Source organism: Micromonospora sp. NPDC050417 (genome assembly GCF_044458865.1).
In the GTDB taxonomy this organism is placed as follows: domain Bacteria; phylum Actinomycetota; class Actinomycetes; order Mycobacteriales; family Micromonosporaceae; genus Micromonospora_G.
On record NZ_JBITIH010000001.1, the window covers coordinates 439,675 to 457,042 of the forward strand.

Sequence of the window (17,368 nt, forward strand, 5' to 3'; positions counted from 1 at the left end):
GTGCAGGTGCGAGAGTTCTCCGTCCCACCCGTCGTCAGCATCGGCGACACGGCCAACCTGACCGACCCGGTCTGGGACAACGCCGAGGTGGCCCCGGACGCGGTGCAGTTCTCCCGGCGTACCCGGGGTAGCGGCGACACCCCGGCGACGGGCGGCCGGGACGGCTGGACGGACGTGACCTGCCTCCAGTTCCGCGACGAGGTGGTGGCACTCGCCCGGGGCCTGGTCGCGGCCGGTGTCGAGGCCGGCGACCGGGTGGCGCTGATGAGCAAGACCCGGTACGAGTGGACGCTGCTGGACTATGCCATCTGGGCGGCCGGCGCGGTGACCGTGCCGATCTACGAGACCTCCAGCGCGGACCAGGTGGCCTGGATCCTGGCCGACTCGGGCGCGGTGGCCTGCGTGGTGGAGACCACCGCGCACGCGCTGCTGCTGAGCGGGGTGCGGGAGCAGTTGCCCGCCCTCGGGCAGGTCTGGCAGATCGAGACCGGTGACCTGGACGAACTGGTCACCGACGGGGCCCGGACCAACCCGGCCGAGGTGGAGAGCCGGCGGCGCGCCACGAAGGCCGACGACCTGGCCACGATCATCTACACCAGTGGCACCACCGGGCGCCCGAAGGGTTGCCTGCTCACCCACCGCAACCTGTACGCCGACATCGCCAACGCGGTGCCGGTCCTGCCGCACCTGTTCAACGAGGGCGCCTCCACCCTGCTCTTCCTGCCGCTGGCGCACTCCTTCGCCCGGACGATCCAGATCGGGATGATCTACGCACGGGCCACCCTGGCCCACAGCTCCGACCCGAAGAACCTGGTCAACGAGCTACAGGTATTCCGCCCGACCTTCGTGCTCTCCGTGCCCCGGGTCTTCGAGAAGGTCTACAACGGGGCCGCACAGAAGGCCGCCTCCGAGGGCAAGGGGGCGATCTTCGCGCGGGCCGAGCGGGTGGCGGTCGCGTACAGCGAGGCGCTGGACTCCCGCGGCGGGCCGGGACTGGCGCTGCGGATGCAGCACCGGCTCTTCGACCGGCTGGTCTACCGCAAGCTCCGGGCCGCCCTCGGCGGCCGGTGCCGCGACGCGATCTCCGGTGGCGCCCCGCTCGGCACCCGCCTCGGCCACTTCTTCCGGGGCGTCGGGGTCACCATCCTGGAGGGGTACGGGCTGACCGAGACCTCGCCGACGGTGGCGGTCAACACGATCAACGCGATGCGGATCGGCACGGTCGGCCGGCCGCTGCCCGGCGTCTCCGTCCGGATCGCCGACGACGGCGAGATCCTGATCAAGGGTGACCTGGTCTTCCAGGGCTACTGGCAGAACCAGGAGGCCAGCGCGGAGGCGCTGGACGACGACGACTGGTTCCACAGCGGGGATCTGGGCACGCTGGACGGCGACGGCTTCCTCAGCATCACCGGCCGAAAAAAGGAGATCATCGTGACCGCGGGCGGCAAGAACGTCGCCCCGGCCGTACTTGAGGACCGGGTCCGGGCACACCCGCTGATCAGCCAGTGCATCGTGGTCGGCGACCGGCGCCCGTTCGTCGGCGCCCTGGTCAGCATCGACGAGGACTTCTGGCCGAAGTGGCTCACCGCACACGGTCACCCGACCGAGACCCCGGTCGCCGATCTACGCGAGGACCCGACGCTGCGGTCCGACGTACAGTCCGCGATCGATGACGCGAACAAGGCCGTCTCGTCGGCCGAGGCGATCAAGAAGTTCCGGATCCTGCCCCGCGACCTCACCGAGGCGACCGGTGAACTGACCCCGTCACTGAAGGTCAAGCGAGCGGTCGTACACCAGACATACGGCGCAGAAATCGCCGCTATCTACGGAGACTGACTACGATCCGTCAGGTGCCCGCCTCGACATCCGCCCTCCCCCGCCCGCATCCCCTCGCGGCGGCGGCACGCGTCGTCATGCTCGCGCTGGTCGCGATCCTCACCCTGATCACCACCGGTGACCTCGACCAGCTCATCTGGATCGCCCTGCTCGCGGTCGCCGGCATCCCGGCGGTTCTCGCCCCGCACCACCGGGTCCTCGCCCCGCTCGGCCGGTTCGCCGAGGTGGTGATCGTCGGTTTCGCGGCGAGCCAGGTGGCGGACGAGGCGTCGCTCGGCGGGATGGGGGCGGCGGCGATCCTGCCGTACCTCTCGGTGCCGCTGACCGTCGCCGCGTTGCAGCGCCGCTCACGGGAGGGTGTCGCACTGCTCGCGGTCACCACCGCGAGCCTGGCCGTCGGCGGCTTCCTCAGCGGCAACAGCGCCGACGAGCCGTTCGGACACCTCGGCCAGCTCGGTTACCTGGCGGTCTCCGTCCAGTGGCTGGTGCTCGCCGCGCTCGGCCTGTACGCGGCCGGCACCCTGCAACGGATCTGGCAGGCCCGGGGTGAGAGCCGACCGCAGCCGTACGCCGAGGCGACCCGGCTGCTCACCCAGCTCCGGAGCGTGGCGCGCCAGCTCCCCGGGGCGACCCTGGATCCGGGCAGCATCTCCGAACACCTGCTGGAGGAGTTGCGGGTGCTGGTCCGCGCCGACCGGGCCGCGGTCCTCTCGGTCAGCGGCGGCGGCCGGCTGGTGGTGCTCGCCCAGGTGGGCGTGGACCGGGTCGACTGGGAGACCACCCTCGACGCCGACTCGGCCATCGCCGACGCCTGGGCCAGCCAGCAGCCCCAGACCGCCCCACGCTCCCAGGCCCGCTCACACTCCGGCGGGGACGTCTCCGCACTGGTGGTGCCACTGGTCGCGGGGGTGCGTACGGTCGGCCTGGTCACCCTGGAGGCGGACGCGGCGAACGCGTACCCGGCGCCCGTGGTGGCCCGGGTGACCGCGCTGACCCGACCGGCCGCGCTCCGGCTGGAAGCCGCGCTCCTCTTCGACGAGGTGCGCTCGCTCGCCACCAACGAGGAACGCCAGCGGCTGGCCCGGGAGATCCACGACGGGGTGGCCCAGGAACTCGTGATGGTCGGCTACGGCATCGACAACGCGATGGCCACCCTGCCCGAGGACGCCGTCGAGACCGCCGGCGAACTCCGTACGCTCCGCGGTGAGGTCACCCGAGTCATCACCGAACTGCGACTGAGCCTGTTCGAACTCCGCAGCGAGGTCGACCGGCACGGCGGACTGGCCGCCGCGATGGCCGAGTACGCCCGGACCGTGGGCGCCTCCGGTGGACTCCGGGTGCATTTGTCCCTCGACGAGTCGACCGCCCGACTTCCCGCCGCGACCGAGGCCGAGTTGTTACGCATCGCCCAAGAAGCAATCACCAATGCGCGCAAACACGCCGGGGCGTCCAATTTGTGGGTAACCTGCGCCGTGGACCCGCCGTACGCGCAAATAGAAGTGTCGGATGATGGTCAGGGCATCGCTGACCAGCGTCCGGATGGGCGGTATGGTCTTGCGATCATGGCCGAGAGAGCGGAACGTATCCGGGGCCGACTGGAGATCCGTCCGCGACATCCCAGTGGCACAACGGTGGCGGTGGTGGTCGGAACCACCCCCCGACGCGATAACGTGCGCGATAGCGTCACCGCATCAGAAGGGGAGTAACCCGAGCATGACCACGAGCCCCACACCGGCCGGCCGCACCAAGGTCCTTCTTGTTGACGATCACGACCTGATCCGCAAGGGCCTGCGCCACGCGTTCGAGCGGGACCGGCAGTTCGAGGTCGTCGGCGAGGCCGCGACGGCGGCTGAAGGGGTCCGCCAGGCGGGTGCCCTGCAGCCCGACGTCGTGATCATGGACCTCCGCCTCCCCGACGGCAGCGGCCTGGAGGCCACCCGCGCCCTGCGCAAGTCGAGCGCCACGATGGGCATCGTCGTCCTCACCATGTACGCCGGTGACGACCAGCTCTTCGGCGCGCTGGAGGCGGGTGCGAGCGCCTTCGTACCGAAGACCGCCCCCGCCGACGAGGTCGTCGCCGCCGCCCGGCACGCCGCCTCGTCGCCGAGCGCGTTCACCGCCGCCGACCTGGCCGAGGCGATGAAGCGCCGGCTGGCCCCCTCCGGCCCGCAGCTCTCCCCCCGCGAGGGCCAGGTGCTGCGGCTGCTCGCCGACGGGATGAGCGTGGCCGGCATCGCCAAGCAGCTCTTCGTGAGCGAGTCGACGGCCAAGACGCACATCTCCAAGCTCTACGAGAAGCTCGGCGCGGCCAACCGCGCGCAGGCGCTGATGACCGCACTGCGGCTCGGTCTGCTCGAGGCCCCGGACGCACCCAAGTTCTGATCCCGTCCGGTCCGGACCAGCACGCGAGCATGGCTCACGACTGGACCGGACCGGCGGGAACCGAGCAGGTCAGGAGCCGTCGACCGGCACCCGGGCCGGGATCACCCGCCCGCCGAGCCGACGGAACGCCAGGTACGCCTCGCAACCGAGGCAGAGCCCGAAGGCCGCGTTGAGGAACGCCGCGGCCAACGCCAACGCGGTCGCCACCACACCCACGCCGCTCCCCCCGGACAGATATCCGGCGGACGCGACCAGGGTGAAGACCAACCCGACGAGCTGCGCGAACCGCACCGGCGCAACCGGTTCCAGCTCCGTAGGTGGCCGCAGCCGGCCGGCGACGAAGGCCCGGAAGAGCAGCCCGTACGGGCCACGGCGCGGAGACGCGGCGGTGACGCCGAAGACCACCGCCTGGGCCAACGCGAGCCAACCGGAACCGGTGAACAGCACGACGATCAGAACCACGGTGGTGACGGCCGCGGCGAACCGAGGCCCTCGGGGATCGAGCAACATCATCAACCTCTGTCGGGAGGGGCGGCACACACGGCCGCCGGCGAACCGGGACGAACGGGGTCCGGGTTCAACGACAGAGGCTGGTGCAGAGGCGACCGTGGTCGACGATCCGGCGCCGGGTAAAGAGACGGGCCGCCACCGGGCGACCCTCCCGGGCCGGGGTGCTCATCGCTCGGTACCGGTGAGCAACGGGGCCAGCGCGGCGATGACCTGGGCCTTCGCCGGCACCCCGGCGGCCCGCTGCACGATCCGGCCCTCGGCGTCGACGACCAGCGTGGTCGGCGTACGCCAGATGTTCAGCGCCCGGACCGCGGCGAGCTGACTCTCCGCGTCGACCTCGACGTGCTCCACACCGTCGAGCAGCCCGGCGACCTCACCCAGCACCCGACGGGTGGCCCGGCAGGGCTGACAGAACGCCGACGAGAACTGCACCAGGGTGACCGGCGTACCGAGCCGCACCCCGAGGCCGGTGAGCAGACCGGGTTCGACCAGCTCCTCCGGCGTACCCGTCAGGTCCGGTTGTCGGTCCGACGCCCGCGACCCGGCGGCCCGGCCCGGGTCGGCGGTCTCGACGCGGTGGATCGTGCCGAACCCGGAACCCGGGTGGGCGACCGGTGCGGACCGGGCGAGCACCGGGCGCAGCCGACCGTCCCGGCGACGCCGCCACAGCCCGAAGGCGGTGGCGGCGACCAGTACGGCCACGACCACCAGCGGTCCGGTCAACGCGGAGTCCTGCACGCTCCCCACACTGCCACGGCTCGTCGCCGATGGCCACGGCGTCCCGTCACGGGTGGCCAACGTCCCACTCCCGCCGGGTCGCGGTGGCCACGCCGACCCCGTGTCCATGTCGGATCCCACAGCGTGCGATGGTGTCTGCCGTCGATGGTCCCCGCTGTCGATGGTCCCCACCGTCGATATGGTTCCCGCCGTCGATGGACTCCGTCGACGATCTCCGCCGGCATCGGTGCGGAGGATGATCCAGCACGGTCTGGATAGCCGGGCAGGCGACGGGCAGAATAACCGGGGAACATCCGCGGGGGCAGTATTTCGTGCGTTCTCAGCATAGGGGCAGGTAGGCATGCAAAGGCCGGACTGGGCACCGCAGAGCATCGACATCGAACGACCCAGCGTGGCCCGGATGTACGACTATTACCTGGGCGGATCGCACAACTTCGCGGCAGACCGGCGGGCGGCCCAGGCGATGATCGCCTCCGTTCCCGAGGCGCCGCTGATGGCCCAGGCCAACCGGGCCTTCCTCCGCCGGGCGGTGCACTACCTGATCGACGCCGGCATCCGGCAGTTCCTCGACATCGGATCGGGCATCCCGACCGTGGGCAACGTGCACGAGATCGCCCAGCAGGCCGCTCCCGACACCCGGGTGGTCTACGTCGACGTCGACCCGGTCGCGGTGGCGCACAGCCGGGAGATCCTCAGCGGCAACGAGCAGGCGACAGCGCTCTGGGGGGACCTTCGCCAGCCGGACGAGATCCTCTCCCACCCCGACGTACGCAAGCTGCTGGACTTCGACGAACCGGTGGCCGTCATGGTGGTCGCGGTGCTGCACTTCATCCCCGACGCGGACGACCCACCCGGGATCCTGGCGACCGTCCGGCGCAACCTCGCCCCCGGCAGTTACCTGGTGCTCTCGCAGGCCAGCGACGACGGCCGTACGGACGACGAACGCGAGGAAGCGGAACGGGTCTACCGACGTACGGACAACCCGCTCACGGTACGAGGCCGCCGCGAACTCACCCGACTCTTCGACGGTTTCGACCTGGTCGACCCCGGCGTGGTCTGGGTGCCACAGTGGCGACCCGACGCGTTCGACAGTCTCGACGACGCCGAACGGGCGGTCTTCATGGGCGGCGTGGGACGGCACGGTGGGTGACCAGTCCGCCGACCGGGCGGTGCTGACCGCCTCCCGGCCCGGCCTCGCCGCCTTCGCCCGCGCCTGGGCAAAGGCGGTCACCGGCACCAGTTACCTGCCCATGACCCAGACCCAGCTCGAACAACTCCTGCAACAGCTCACCGGCGAACTCGCGGACGCACTCCAGTCGGAACCGTTCGACCTGCGTACCGGCCACCGGGTCGGTGCCGCGCTGGTCGCCGCGCACGTGGCGTCGGCGGAGGGACTGGGCCGCACGATCGAGGTCATCCAACTGCGCCTGCTGCGCGACCTGGGCCTCTGTCAGGACGACGCCCAGGACCGGATGGCGCGGCTGCTCGCCACCGTCGCCACCGGATACAGCCGGGCGATGCACGACCGTACCCTCGACGAGCAGGAGTCGATCCGGCGTGCCGGCATGGTCGCCCGTGAACAGGCGGAACGGGCGCTACGCGAGAGCGAGGCCCGGTTCCGGCACCAGGCCACCCACGACCCGCTGACCGGCCTGCCCAACCGTGCCCTGTTCACCGAACGACTCGGCGCCGCCGTACGCCGGCCCGGCGGTGACGAGCGGCGGATCGGTCTCTGCTTCATCGACCTCGACCGGTTCAAGGTGGTCAACGACACCCTCGGGCATCCGGTCGGCGACCAACTGCTGGTGTCGGTCGCCGACCGGTTGCGCCGCGAGGTGGGCGAACACCTCGTCGCCCGGCTCGGCGGCGACGAGTTCGTCATCCTGATCGAGGAGACGAGCTGCACCGACGACGCGATCAAGGTCGCCGACGCGGCGCTGGCCGCGATCGGCGAACCTTCGATCGTCGAAGGACACGAGTTGACCGTGTCGGCGAGCGTCGGCGTGGTCGAACGACCGGTCGCCGACACCAGCCCGGACGACATGATGCGGGCCGCCGACGTCACCCTGCACTGGGCGAAGAGCTCCGGCCGGGGACGCTGGGCGCTCTTCGACGCCGAACGCAACGAACTCGAACTGACCCGGCACGCCCTCTCCGCGGCTATGCCGGGGGCGCTGGACCGGGGCGAGTTCTATCTGGACTACCAGCCGTTGGTCTCGTTGACCTGCGGCGGCGTCCTGGGCGTGGAGGCACTGGTTCGGTGGCGCCACCCGGAGCTGGGCGTACTCCGCCCGGACAGCTTCATCGGGCTGGCCGAGGAGACCGGCCTGATCGTCCGCCTCGGTGACTGGGTGCTCAACGAGGCCTGCCGCGAGGCCCGCCGCTGGCTGACCCTGAGCCCGAACGCGCCGTTCGTCAGCGTCAACCTGGCGGTCCGCCAGGTACACGGCGCCGGGCTCGCGGACGAGATCCGGGCGCTGCTCGACGAGACGGGCCTGCCGCCGCACCGGCTACAACTGGAGATCACCGAAAGCGCCCTGATGACCACCACGGGCGAACCGGTGCAGGCGCTGCGCGCCCTCGCCGAACTCGGGGTCCGCATCGCCATCGACGACTTCGGCACCGGCTACTCCAATCTCGCCTACCTGCGGTCGTTGCCGGTCTGCGAGCTGAAGGTGGCCGGCTCCTTCGTGGCCGGGTTGCAGGCCGCCGGGAACGACCCGGCGAGCCACACCGACGAACGGATCCTCGCCACCCTGGTCTCCCTGGCGCACGCCCTCAACCTGACCGTCACCGCGGAGGGGGTGGAGACCGCCGGGCAGGCCGAACGGTTGCGGGCGCTGGGCTGCGACGCCGCGCAGGGCTGGCACTTCGGCCGCCCCGAACCGGCCGGCCGGATCCACGACCGCCTCGGCTCACCCGGGGTGCACCAGGCCAGCTAGCCCGGCGGGTGCCCGGACCGGGGTCGGCGCGGGGGCGCGACAGTCCGAGTTGCTCCGGGCACCCCGGTCCGGCCGCTCAAAAGCCGGCCGGTCGGAGCAGCCCCGCCAGCCGATCCGCCTGAAGTTCCCAGCGCCACTCCCGCTCCACCCAGGCCCGGCCCGCGGTGCCCATCCGCCGCGCCCGGGCCGGATCGTCGAGCAGGGTCGCGATCCGGTCCGCGAGCTGGCCGAGGTCCCGGCCGTCGACGAGGTAGCCGGTCTCGCCGTCGCGTACCGCGTCCGGCGCACCGCCCGAGTTCCCCACGACAACGGGCAGGCCGGTGGCGGAGGCTTCGAGGAAGACCATGCCGAGCCCCTCCACGTCGAGCCCCCGGTTGCGGGTCCGGCACGGCATCGCGAAGACGTCACCGGCCGCGTAGTGCACCGGCAGTTCCGCCCACTCCACCGCCCCGGTGAAAACCACGTCCGCCGACAGGTCGTGCTCGCGTACCAGCTTCTCCAGCGTCGGGCGGTACGGTCCGCCGCCAACGATCAGCAGTGCCGCGTCCGGCACCCGACGCCGGATCGACGGCAGTGCCCGGATCAACGCGTCCTGTCCCTTGCGCGGCACCAGGCGGGAGACGCAGACGACCACCGGCCGGTCGGTCAGGCCGTGCCGGGCCCGTACGCCGGACGCGTCGATCCCCGGGTGGTGCAGGTCGACGTCGACCCCGGGCGCCAGCCGCCGCAGCTCGGTGACGTCACCCAGCACCCGGTCGAGCCGGACTCGGGTGTACTCGCCGAGGTACGTCGTCACGTCCTGTCCCCGGCCGATCCGGCGGAGCAGGGTACGGGCACCAGGAAGCGCCGCCCAGCCGATCTCGTGCCCGTGGGTGAGGGCGATCGAGCGACCGATGCCGGCACGACGACGCAGGCCGGTGGCGAGCAGACCGAGCGGGGCGGCGGCCCCGAACCAGAGCGTGTCGCAGTCGTACTCGCGGACCAGGTGGGCCGCCCGCCGGGCGATCCCGGGAGTCGGCAGCAGCATGCCGGTCGGCTCGCGGACCACCTCGAACGGTTGCTCGGCGTCGAACTTCTCCGCCCCGGGCGAGGTCGAGGCGTAGACCACGATCGCGCCGGTCGGCTGCCGTACGGCCAGGTTGTGCACGAACGACTGGATGCCGCCGGCCCGGGGCGGGAAGTCGTTCGTGATCACCAGGGTGCGGTTCACCGCCCCTCCCCCCGACCGTACGCACGCGCGGCGGCCATCCGCTCGACGGTGGACGGGTGGGAGGCGGAGTAGAGGTACTCCCAGCGGGGCGGATCGGGGTCGGCCAGGTTCACCGTGGCGAGACGGCGTTGCATCGCCTCGAAGGTGGTCGGGTCCTCGGTCAGGGCGAGCGCGTGCGCGTCGGCCCGCGCCTCCACGCGCCGGGACAGGAACGCCTGGGCCGGGGTGCTGACCAGGCCGGCGACCGCGACGACGGCGAACACCAACGCGAAGGCGCGGGGCTGCCCGATCGACTCCACCCCGGCGGCCCGCAGCAGCCCGCCCCACGAACCGAGCAGGTAGAGCACAGTCACCGCGGCAGCCGCGCCGAGCGCGCCGGTGAGGGTGCCGGCGAGCACGTCACGGTCCTTCGCGTGCCCCAGTTCGTGCGCCACCACGCTGGTGACCTCGGCCGGGGACGCCTCGCGCAGCAGCGTGTCATAGACGACGATGCGCCGGGTCGGGCCGAACCCGGAGACGTACGCGTTCACCGCCCGGGTGCGGCGGGAGGCGTCGGCGACGAGGACGTCCCGTACCGGCACCCGGTCCCGGTCGGCCAACGCCATCAGCTCCGTACGCAGTGGCCCCGGTTCCATCGGGGTGAACCGGTTGAAGACCGGCTCGACCAGCACCGGCAGGACGAACGACAGGAGCACCACGAGTACGGCGGCACCGGCGGCGCCGAACGCCCACCACCAGCGCGGGGCGAACCGGGTCACGGTGTAGAAGCCGAGCAGTGCGACGGCGCCGATCACGGCGCTGACCACGTACGACTTGAGCAGGTCGACCGTCCAACCGCCCCAGCTCTGGGTGGAGAGGCCGTAGCGGTCGACGACGGCGTGCCGCCAGGCCGTGAACGGAAGCGTGACCAGGTCGGCGACGAGCACCACGGCCAGCCCGCCGAGCACCGCCTGGGCGATCCAGTGGTCACCGAAGGGGCGGCTGACCAGGCCGATCAAGCGGCTGCCGAGCGGGGTCAGGCCGAGTAGCAGCGCGGCCAGCAGGCCGATGGCGAGTGCGCCGTACGAGCCGGGGCGCAAGGCGGCGTGGAACGCGCGGCTGCGACCCACCTCGGCCGGTGCCAGCTCGCGCAGCGCGGCCAACTGGTCGGCCCGGGGCGCCGGCGGGCGGCTCCACGGCACCAGCAGGGCGACGCTGGCGATGAGCAGCACCACCAGCCCGACGAGCGTCACGACCGCCCACCCTCGAGGCGTCATCCGTGTCGCTCCTCCCGTTGCCCGTGTGCGCCGGCCCATCTTAGGCGTCCGCGCGCCGGTGGGGTCCCGGACCGCTCGGACCACTCGGCCAGCCCGACCACTCAACCAGCCCCGACCACTCGGACCACTCGGACCACTCGGCCAGCCCGACCACTCAACCAGCCCGACCACTCGGCCAGTCCGGACCAGGACCGGTCGGGTGTGGGGGCGGAACCGGTCACGCCGAAGGCGGTCAGGCGACCCGGGGGCGTCGGGTGCGGCGGGGTCGGGCCAGCGGCCGTGGCGCGGCCGGACCGGACGACAGCACCGTCACCTCGAAGCCGGCCCGGCTGAACACCTCGATCGCCCGGTGCTCGTCCGCGGTCAGTCCCGCCTCGGCCTCCGGCCGGTCGATCAGCGCGCTGACCAGGCACCCGTCGCAGGCAGGACCCCGGACGGTGCAACTGTCGCAGTCGATGAGCATCGCTCCTCCTCGGCGGTACGACCGGAGTCGTGTCGCACTCCAGCCACCCTCAGTTACATCGACGCTAAGTGAGGGGTATGACAAACCAGCCGAGCGTTAAGAAGGGGCCCTTGTTCGACCAAAAGCGATAACAAGGGGCCCTTCCTTACCCCGCTAGGAGCGGGAGAGGCGACGTAGGAGGGAGTCGGCGCCGAGGGGGTAGGCGCCGTGTCGGCGGACACCGTCGGCGACCTCGCGGTCGGAGGAGACCACGACCACCGGGCGGCCGACCGGTTCGGCCCGGACCAGCCGGCGGATCAGCTCGTCAGCCGTCTCTCCCTTGCGGGAGAAGAGGACCCGTACGCCGCGTGGTGCGGGTGGCAGCCCGTGCATCCGCTCGGCGCCGTCGAAGACGACGGTGACCTCGGCACCGGTCTGCGCGGCCAGCCCGCCGAGGCCGGTGATGAGCCGTTTGCGCTGCTGCTCCAGCGACATCTCACCGAAGCCCCGCTTGGTCACGTTGTAGCCGTCCGCGACCAGGTGCACCCGGGGCATGGCGAGCAGTTCGTCGAGCCGGGCCGGGTCGTCGGTGTCGAGCGCGCGGGCGGAGGTCGCCGCCGCCGGGCGCTCGGCGAAGGCATCCGCCACGTAGTCGGCCGGCATCCGTTCGGCCGGGTCGAGTGCCAGTTCCCGGCGCAGGCCGACGGCGGCTTGACCGATCGTCTCCAGCAGCAGCCAGAGCCGGGCGTCGTCGACCGAACGGGCTTCCTTTGCGGTCTGTCGGGTGGCGCCGGCGACCGCCTCGGCCTCGGCGAGCCGGGCCCGGATCCGACGCAGTTCGGCGTCGTGGTCGGCGTTGAGCCGGGCCGTGCGCCCCTTCTCGGTGGCGAGCATCTCGGTGGCCTTGCGCTCGCGGGCCTGCGTCTCGCGCAGTGACCGGGCCAGCACCCGGGCTTCCTCGCGCAACTGGCCGAGTTCCTCGCGCACCCGGGCCACCTCGTCGCGGAGCTTGTCCGCCTCGACCCGGGCGACGGCGCGGTCGTGTTCGGCGCGGCTGGCCCGCTGCTCGGCCTCCCGTACCAGTTCGGCGACGAGCGCGCTGTCCGCCTCGGCGCGGACCGCGACTCCGGCGGTTTCGACCAGGTCCCGCCAGCCGCGCGGGCGGACCAGGTACGCGAGGGCGGCGACCTCGACCGGGTCGGCCGCGGCCGGTGCGGTTCCGGCGATCACGGCAGCACCCAGGTCGCCGGCGTCGGCCAGCACCCGCTTGGTGATCCGTTGCCGGAACAGCGGGTCGCTGGCGAGTTGGGCGGCGATCATCGGTGCGCCGAGCCGGGCCCGCCGGTTGGGTGCGAACTTCGCCACCCGGCGCAGCGGTACCGGCAGTTCCTCGGTGGGCAGGCCGGGCAGGGCCACGGCGGTCAACGCCACGATCCGCTGGCGGACCGGCTCGGGCAGTACGGGCTCCGGTTCGAGATCCAGGTTCTCGCCCCCGCCACCGTCCCCGTCGACGGCCGGCACGGCCGGCTCCCCCGGTTCGGGGAGGCGGTCGTCGGTCGGTTCGGTAAGGGGCATGGAGCAAGTCTCCCACCGCCGGTGGTCCGGGCGCCCGATGACTCAGATGATCTCTTCTGGCGGATCGGGTGTGACTCACGGTACTGGTGGTGTCCCTGTGTCGCACCCACGCCCTAACCTGCCCGAATGGCACAACCCGATTCCCCGGTGCGGCCCGCCCGGCCGCCGCTGCCCCGCAGCGGTTCCGACCCGGTGCGGCCCGGTTACCTCCAGGGCACCCTGGACGGGCTGTTCACCGGCGACCAGGTCCCGGACGACCTGCCCCTGTTCCGGACGACGTTCGTGGTGGTGGACCTGGAGACCACCGGTGGCGCCCCGGACGGTGGCGGCATCACCGAGATCGGCGCGGTGAAGGTGTGCGGTGGCGAGGAGTTGGGCACCCTCGCCACGCTGGTCAACCCGGATCAGCCGATCCCGCCGTTCATCACCGTGCTGACCGGCATCACCCAGGCGATGCTGCTGCCGGCGCCACGGATCGCCGAGGTGCTGCCGAGTTTCCTGGAGTTCATCCGGGGCGCGGTGCTGGTCGCCCACAACGCGCCGTACGACGTCGGTTTCCTCAAGGCCGCCTGCGCCCAGCTCGGCCAGCCCTGGCCGAACCCACGGGTGTTGGACACCGCCGCGCTGGCCCGTCGGGTGCTCACCCGGGACGAGGTGCCCAACCGCAAGCTCGGCACCCTGGCCGCGTATTTCCGCACTTCCCGCCAGCCGAGTCACCGGGCGCTGGACGACGCCCAGGCCACCGTCGACGTGCTGCACGGGTTGATCGCCCGGCTGGCGGGGCACGGGGTGCGGACCATCGGCGAGGCGATCGAGTTCGCCCGCGCGGTCACCCCGACCCAGCGGCGTAAGCGTTACCTCGCCGACGGGCTGCCCAAGGCGCCCGGGGTGTACATCTTCCGGGCCGCCGACGACCGGCCGCTCTATGTCGGCACCTCCGGTGACATCGCCACCCGGGTGCGCAGCTACTTCACGGCGGCGGAGAAGCGGGCCCGGATGTCGGAGATGTTGGCCGCCGCCGAGCGGGTCGAGGCGATCGAGTGCGCGCACGCTCTGGAGGCCGAGGTCCGCGAGCTGCGGTTGATCGCGGCACACGCGCCGCCGTACAACCGGCGGTCGAAGTTTCCGGAGCGGAAGGTGTGGCTCAAGCTGACCTCGGAGCCGTACCCCCGGTTGTCGGTCGTTCGGCAGCTCGCCCCGGACGACGACGCCTATCTGGGGCCGTTCACCTCCAGGCGGGGCGCCGAGTTGGCGGCGGCCGGCATCCACGACGCGGTGCCGCTGCGCCAGTGCACTCACAAGCTCTCCACGAGGACGGTCACGCCGGCCTGCGCCCTGGCCGAGCTGGGCAGGTGCGCGGCGCCGTGCGAGCACCGGATCTCCCCGGCGGAGTACGAGCGGACGGCGACCATCCCGTTGCGGGTGGCGACGATGGAGGATCCGCAGGTGGTGGTTGACGCCCTGCTGGCCCGGATCGAGGTTCTCGCGGCCGAGCACCGTTACGAGGAGGCGGCGACGGTGCGTGGGCGGCTCACCGCAGTGCTCCGGGCCACCCTGCGGATGCAACGGCTGGCCGGGTTGACCCGGATCGCCGAGCTGGCGGCGGCCCGCCGGACCGAGACCGGGGGTTGGGAGCTGGTGGTGGTCCGGCACGGGCGGCTGGCCGGTGCGGCCACGGCGGCACCGGGGGTGCATCCCCGACCGGTGCTCGACCTGGTCCGGGCGACGGCCGAGACGGTCCTGCCAGGACACGGTCCGGTGCCGAGTGCCTCGGCCGAGGAGAGCGAGCGGATACTGGCCTGGTTGGAGCGACCGGAGACCCGGCTGGTCGAGGTCTCCGCCGGTTGGGCCTCGCCGGTACGCGGTGCGGCCCGGTTCCGGGACCTGCTCGCCAAGGCGGAGTCGGCATCCTCGGCCCAAGTCTCGACCGAACGCCTATGAGCAACTGACCGATCGGACTACGTCAACCCAACTAGGCTGTTAAGGAAGTGCAGTCCTGCCCGTTTCGACGGGCTGCTCCCGTACGACCGGACGAGGTTGTGCGGCAGCTTGGTGAGGAGGTGTCTCCGCGTGGACGTCGACGCCGGACGCGGCGCCGCTCTCGGAGGCGCCCCGACGACCCGACCGGGCGAGTTGCCGCTGACCAGACGGCTGCGGTCACTGCTCTCCTGGTCCCCCGCCGAGGACGACCCGGTGACGGAGTTGGCCCGCAGCCACCGGGGCATCCATCCGAGCGCCGACACCGCCGTGCTGCGCCGGGGTTACACCATCGCGGAGAACATGCACCGGGGGCAGTTCCGCAAGAGCGGCGAGCCGTACATCACGCATCCGCTGGCGGTGGCGCAGATCTGCGCGGATCTGGGCATGGACACCACCACTCTGGTCGCGGCGCTGCTGCATGACACGGTGGAGGACACCCGCTACACGCTCCAGGCGCTGACCGACGACTTCGGACCCGAGGTGGCGCACCTGGTCGACGGGGTGACCAAGTTCGACAAGGCGTTCTACGGCAAGGCCGCCGAGGCGGAGACGATCCGCAAGATGATCATCGCGGCTGGCAAGGACGTCCGGGTGCTGATCATCAAGCTCGCCGACCGGCTGCACAACATGCGTACGCTCGGGGTCCGCTCCCCCTCCTCCCGGGCCCGGATCGCCCGCGCCACACTGGAGGTGCTGGTCCCGCTCTGCGACCGGCTCGGCATCCAGACGCTCAAGCGCGAACTCGACGACGTGGTGCTGATGCACCTCGAACCGGAGCAGTACGCCCGGATCGAGGAACACGTGACGAACCGTCCACGATGGTCGAGCTACCTACAGGAGGTCGTCGGCCGGGCGAAGGTGGTGCTGCGCCGCGACCGGGTCGTCGGCGTGGTCGAGTCCCGGCCCCGGCACTACTACTCGATCTGGAAGGACACCGTCGCCGGGGAGCACTCCGTCCCCTTCGACCTGCCCCGGATCGCGATCGTGGTGGACGGCCCGGACACCGACTGTTACGCCGCCCTGGGGGCGATCCATGGGGAGTGGCGCCCCGTCGCCGGCCGGTTCAAGGACTTCATCGCCTCACCCAAGAACAACCTCTACCGCTCCCTGCACACGACAGTGATCGGCCCGGAGGAACGTACGGTCGAGGTGCTGATCCGGACCAAGGCGATGCACCAGTCCGCCGAGTACGGCATCGCCGCCGAGTTCCGGTTCCCGCAGTCGGGTGGCGGCGGCTCCACCATCGACCAGTTGGACTGGCTGCGCCGGGTGCTGGACTGGGAGCAGGAGACCGCGGACTCGGCGCAGTTCCTCCAGTCGTTGCGCGGGGACCTCGCCGAGAGCCAGATCCAGGTCTTCGCCGAGGGTCGTCAGATCGTGCTCCCCGCCGGTTCCACCCCGGTCGACCTGGCGTACGAGCTGAGTATCCACAAGGGTGACCACTGCCTCGCCGCGAAGATCAACGGCCGGCTGGTGCCGCTCGCGTCCCCGCTCGACGAGGGCGACGTGGTCGAGATTTTCACCGAGGCGGACGGACATGACGAGGTCGACGTGGCGACCGAGCCCGCGTCCGGTCCACGCCGGGAGTGGTTGGAGTTCGTCAAGTCCCCGCACGCCCAGATGCAGATCAACCGGTTCTTCGCCGAACACCAGGAACCGGGCATCTCGATCGCGGACAAGGTTCGGCTCGGCCGGGCGACGATCGGACTGACCCTGCGCAAGCACGACCGTGGCCTCGCCAACGACCTGCCGTTGCGACGGCTCTCCGAGGAGCTGGGCTACCCCGACCTGGAAACCATGCTGGTCGCGGTGGTCGACCGGACGATCGAGCCCGACACGGTGGTCAACCGGCTGATCGCCCTGGTCGACCAGCCCGAATAGGTCATCGTGCCCCAGCGGACGCGGAACATCCCGGCGCCCTCTAGCCTGGTGGCGTGATCAGCCGTCGATCTACCCGGGCCCTTTTCTACCGCGCGTTCTACCGGCTGCCCCATCCGGTACGCCGCAAGCTGGTTCGGCTGGCCGTACCGAAGTACATCGTGGGCGCGGTGACGTTGACGTACGACACGGAGGCACCGGCACCGGGTCGCCTGCTGCTGCTGCGCCAACCGCCGGGCAGGGCCTGGAGCCTTCCCGCCGGGCTCCTCCAGCGCGGCGAGGAGCCGATCGTCGGCGCGGCCCGTGAGCTGTACGAGGAGTCCGGCATCCGGCTGCCTCCGGAGCAGCTCACCCCGGCCACGCCGAACGCGGTGGTCCACCTCAAGGGCTGGGTCGACTGTGTCTTCGAGGCACGGGTGCCGGCCAGCAGCACACCGCTGGTGGTCGACGGTGGCGAGGTCTACGAGGCTGCCTGGCATCCGCTCGACGACCTGCCTCGGCTGACCACCTCCACCGCACGTCTGCTCGGCCGCTACGGCATCGGCCCGTTGGCCGCACCAGATGCCGCCGGCACCGGCACCACCCCGGACACCCCCGCCCCCGGATCCGGCGCGAGTAC

The 17,368-nt window shown here is 71.7% G+C and carries 13 protein-coding genes and 1 pseudogene; 8 read left to right on the top strand and 6 right to left on the bottom strand.

Annotation, left to right across the window (positions count from 1 at the left end; all coding sequences use genetic code 11):
- Window positions 1-6 precede the first annotated feature (6 nt).
- Genes ACIBF5_RS01820 through ACIBF5_RS01830 form a run of 3 tightly spaced genes read left to right on the top strand, consistent with a single transcriptional unit; the run spans window position 7 to window position 4,218 of the window.
- Window positions 7-1,836, top strand: coding sequence for an AMP-dependent synthetase/ligase (locus tag ACIBF5_RS01820; RefSeq protein WP_396807049.1), 1,830 nt, complete (start codon window positions 7-9; stop codon window positions 1,834-1,836).
- Between the two features lie 14 nt (window positions 1,837-1,850).
- Entirely contained in the window at window positions 1,851-3,542 is a 1,692-nt protein-coding gene (locus ACIBF5_RS01825; protein ID WP_396807051.1) for a GAF domain-containing sensor histidine kinase, read from the top strand.
- Between the two features lie 7 nt (window positions 3,543-3,549).
- Window positions 3,550-4,218 carry a response regulator transcription factor gene (locus ACIBF5_RS01830; RefSeq protein ID WP_121155899.1) on the top strand — a complete coding sequence of 223 codons (669 nt, stop codon included), beginning with the start codon at window positions 3,550-3,552 and terminating at the stop codon, window positions 4,216-4,218.
- A 69-nt stretch (window positions 4,219-4,287) separates the two neighbouring features.
- On the opposite strand, the gene ACIBF5_RS01835 is transcribed toward ACIBF5_RS01830, so the two are convergent.
- Together ACIBF5_RS01835 and ACIBF5_RS01840 are read right to left on the bottom strand one after the other, a co-directional pair.
- Entirely contained in the window at window positions 4,288-4,728 is a 441-nt protein-coding gene (locus ACIBF5_RS01835; RefSeq protein ID WP_396807054.1) for a DUF4395 domain-containing protein, read from the bottom strand.
- Window positions 4,729-4,893: 165 nt separating this feature from the next.
- Window positions 4,894-5,466 carry a TlpA family protein disulfide reductase gene (locus tag ACIBF5_RS01840; RefSeq protein ID WP_396807056.1) on the bottom strand — a complete coding sequence of 191 codons (573 nt, stop codon included), beginning with the start codon at window positions 5,464-5,466 and terminating at the stop codon, window positions 4,894-4,896.
- Between the two features lie 340 nt (window positions 5,467-5,806).
- Between ACIBF5_RS01840 and ACIBF5_RS01845 the strand changes: the two genes are divergently transcribed.
- Both ACIBF5_RS01845 and ACIBF5_RS01850 read left to right on the top strand, forming a co-directional pair.
- Window positions 5,807-6,616: an SAM-dependent methyltransferase gene (locus ACIBF5_RS01845; protein WP_396807058.1), complete on the top strand. Its 810-nt coding sequence runs from the start codon at window positions 5,807-5,809 to the stop codon at window positions 6,614-6,616.
- A 100-nt stretch (window positions 6,617-6,716) separates the two neighbouring features.
- Complete coding sequence (locus tag ACIBF5_RS01850; protein ID WP_396807373.1) at window positions 6,717-8,408, top strand: putative bifunctional diguanylate cyclase/phosphodiesterase; 1,692 nt, start codon at window positions 6,717-6,719, stop codon at window positions 8,406-8,408.
- Between the two features lie 76 nt (window positions 8,409-8,484).
- Here ACIBF5_RS01850 and ACIBF5_RS01855 read toward each other — a convergent pair whose 3' ends face one another.
- The 4 genes from ACIBF5_RS01855 to ACIBF5_RS01870 form a co-directional block, all read right to left on the bottom strand.
- On the bottom strand, window positions 8,485-9,618 hold the full coding sequence (locus ACIBF5_RS01855; RefSeq protein ID WP_396807060.1) for a glycosyltransferase family 4 protein: 1,134 nt from the start codon (window positions 9,616-9,618) through the stop codon (window positions 8,485-8,487).
- Entirely contained in the window at window positions 9,615-10,874 is a 1,260-nt protein-coding gene (locus tag ACIBF5_RS01860) for a M48 family metalloprotease (protein WP_396807062.1), read from the bottom strand. Before ACIBF5_RS01860 ends, ACIBF5_RS01855 begins: the two co-directional genes overlap by 4 nt.
- 232 nt (window positions 10,875-11,106) lie before the next feature.
- Window positions 11,107-11,337, bottom strand: a complete 231-nt coding sequence (locus ACIBF5_RS01865) for a hypothetical protein (protein WP_396807064.1) — start codon at window positions 11,335-11,337, stop codon at window positions 11,107-11,109.
- Window positions 11,338-11,490: 153 nt separating this feature from the next.
- Entirely contained in the window at window positions 11,491-12,891 is a 1,401-nt protein-coding gene (locus ACIBF5_RS01870) for an NYN domain-containing protein (RefSeq protein WP_396807066.1), read from the bottom strand.
- A gap of 126 nt (window positions 12,892-13,017) precedes the next feature.
- Between ACIBF5_RS01870 and ACIBF5_RS01875 the strand changes: the two genes are divergently transcribed.
- The 3 genes and pseudogenes from ACIBF5_RS01875 to ACIBF5_RS01885 all read left to right on the top strand — a co-directional run.
- Window positions 13,018-14,832, top strand: coding sequence for a DEDD exonuclease domain-containing protein (locus tag ACIBF5_RS01875; RefSeq protein WP_396807068.1), 1,815 nt, complete (start codon window positions 13,018-13,020; stop codon window positions 14,830-14,832).
- 129 nt (window positions 14,833-14,961) lie between these two features.
- The gene (locus ACIBF5_RS01880) at window positions 14,962-16,752 is read left to right on the top strand and encodes a RelA/SpoT family protein (RefSeq protein WP_396807070.1); all 1,791 of its coding nucleotides are present in this window, start codon (window positions 14,962-14,964) and stop codon (window positions 16,750-16,752) included.
- A 53-nt stretch (window positions 16,753-16,805) separates the two neighbouring features.
- A pseudogene (locus ACIBF5_RS01885) lies at window positions 16,806-17,340 on the top strand (NUDIX hydrolase); the annotation flags it as partial.
- Window positions 17,341-17,368: the final 28 nt, after the last annotated feature.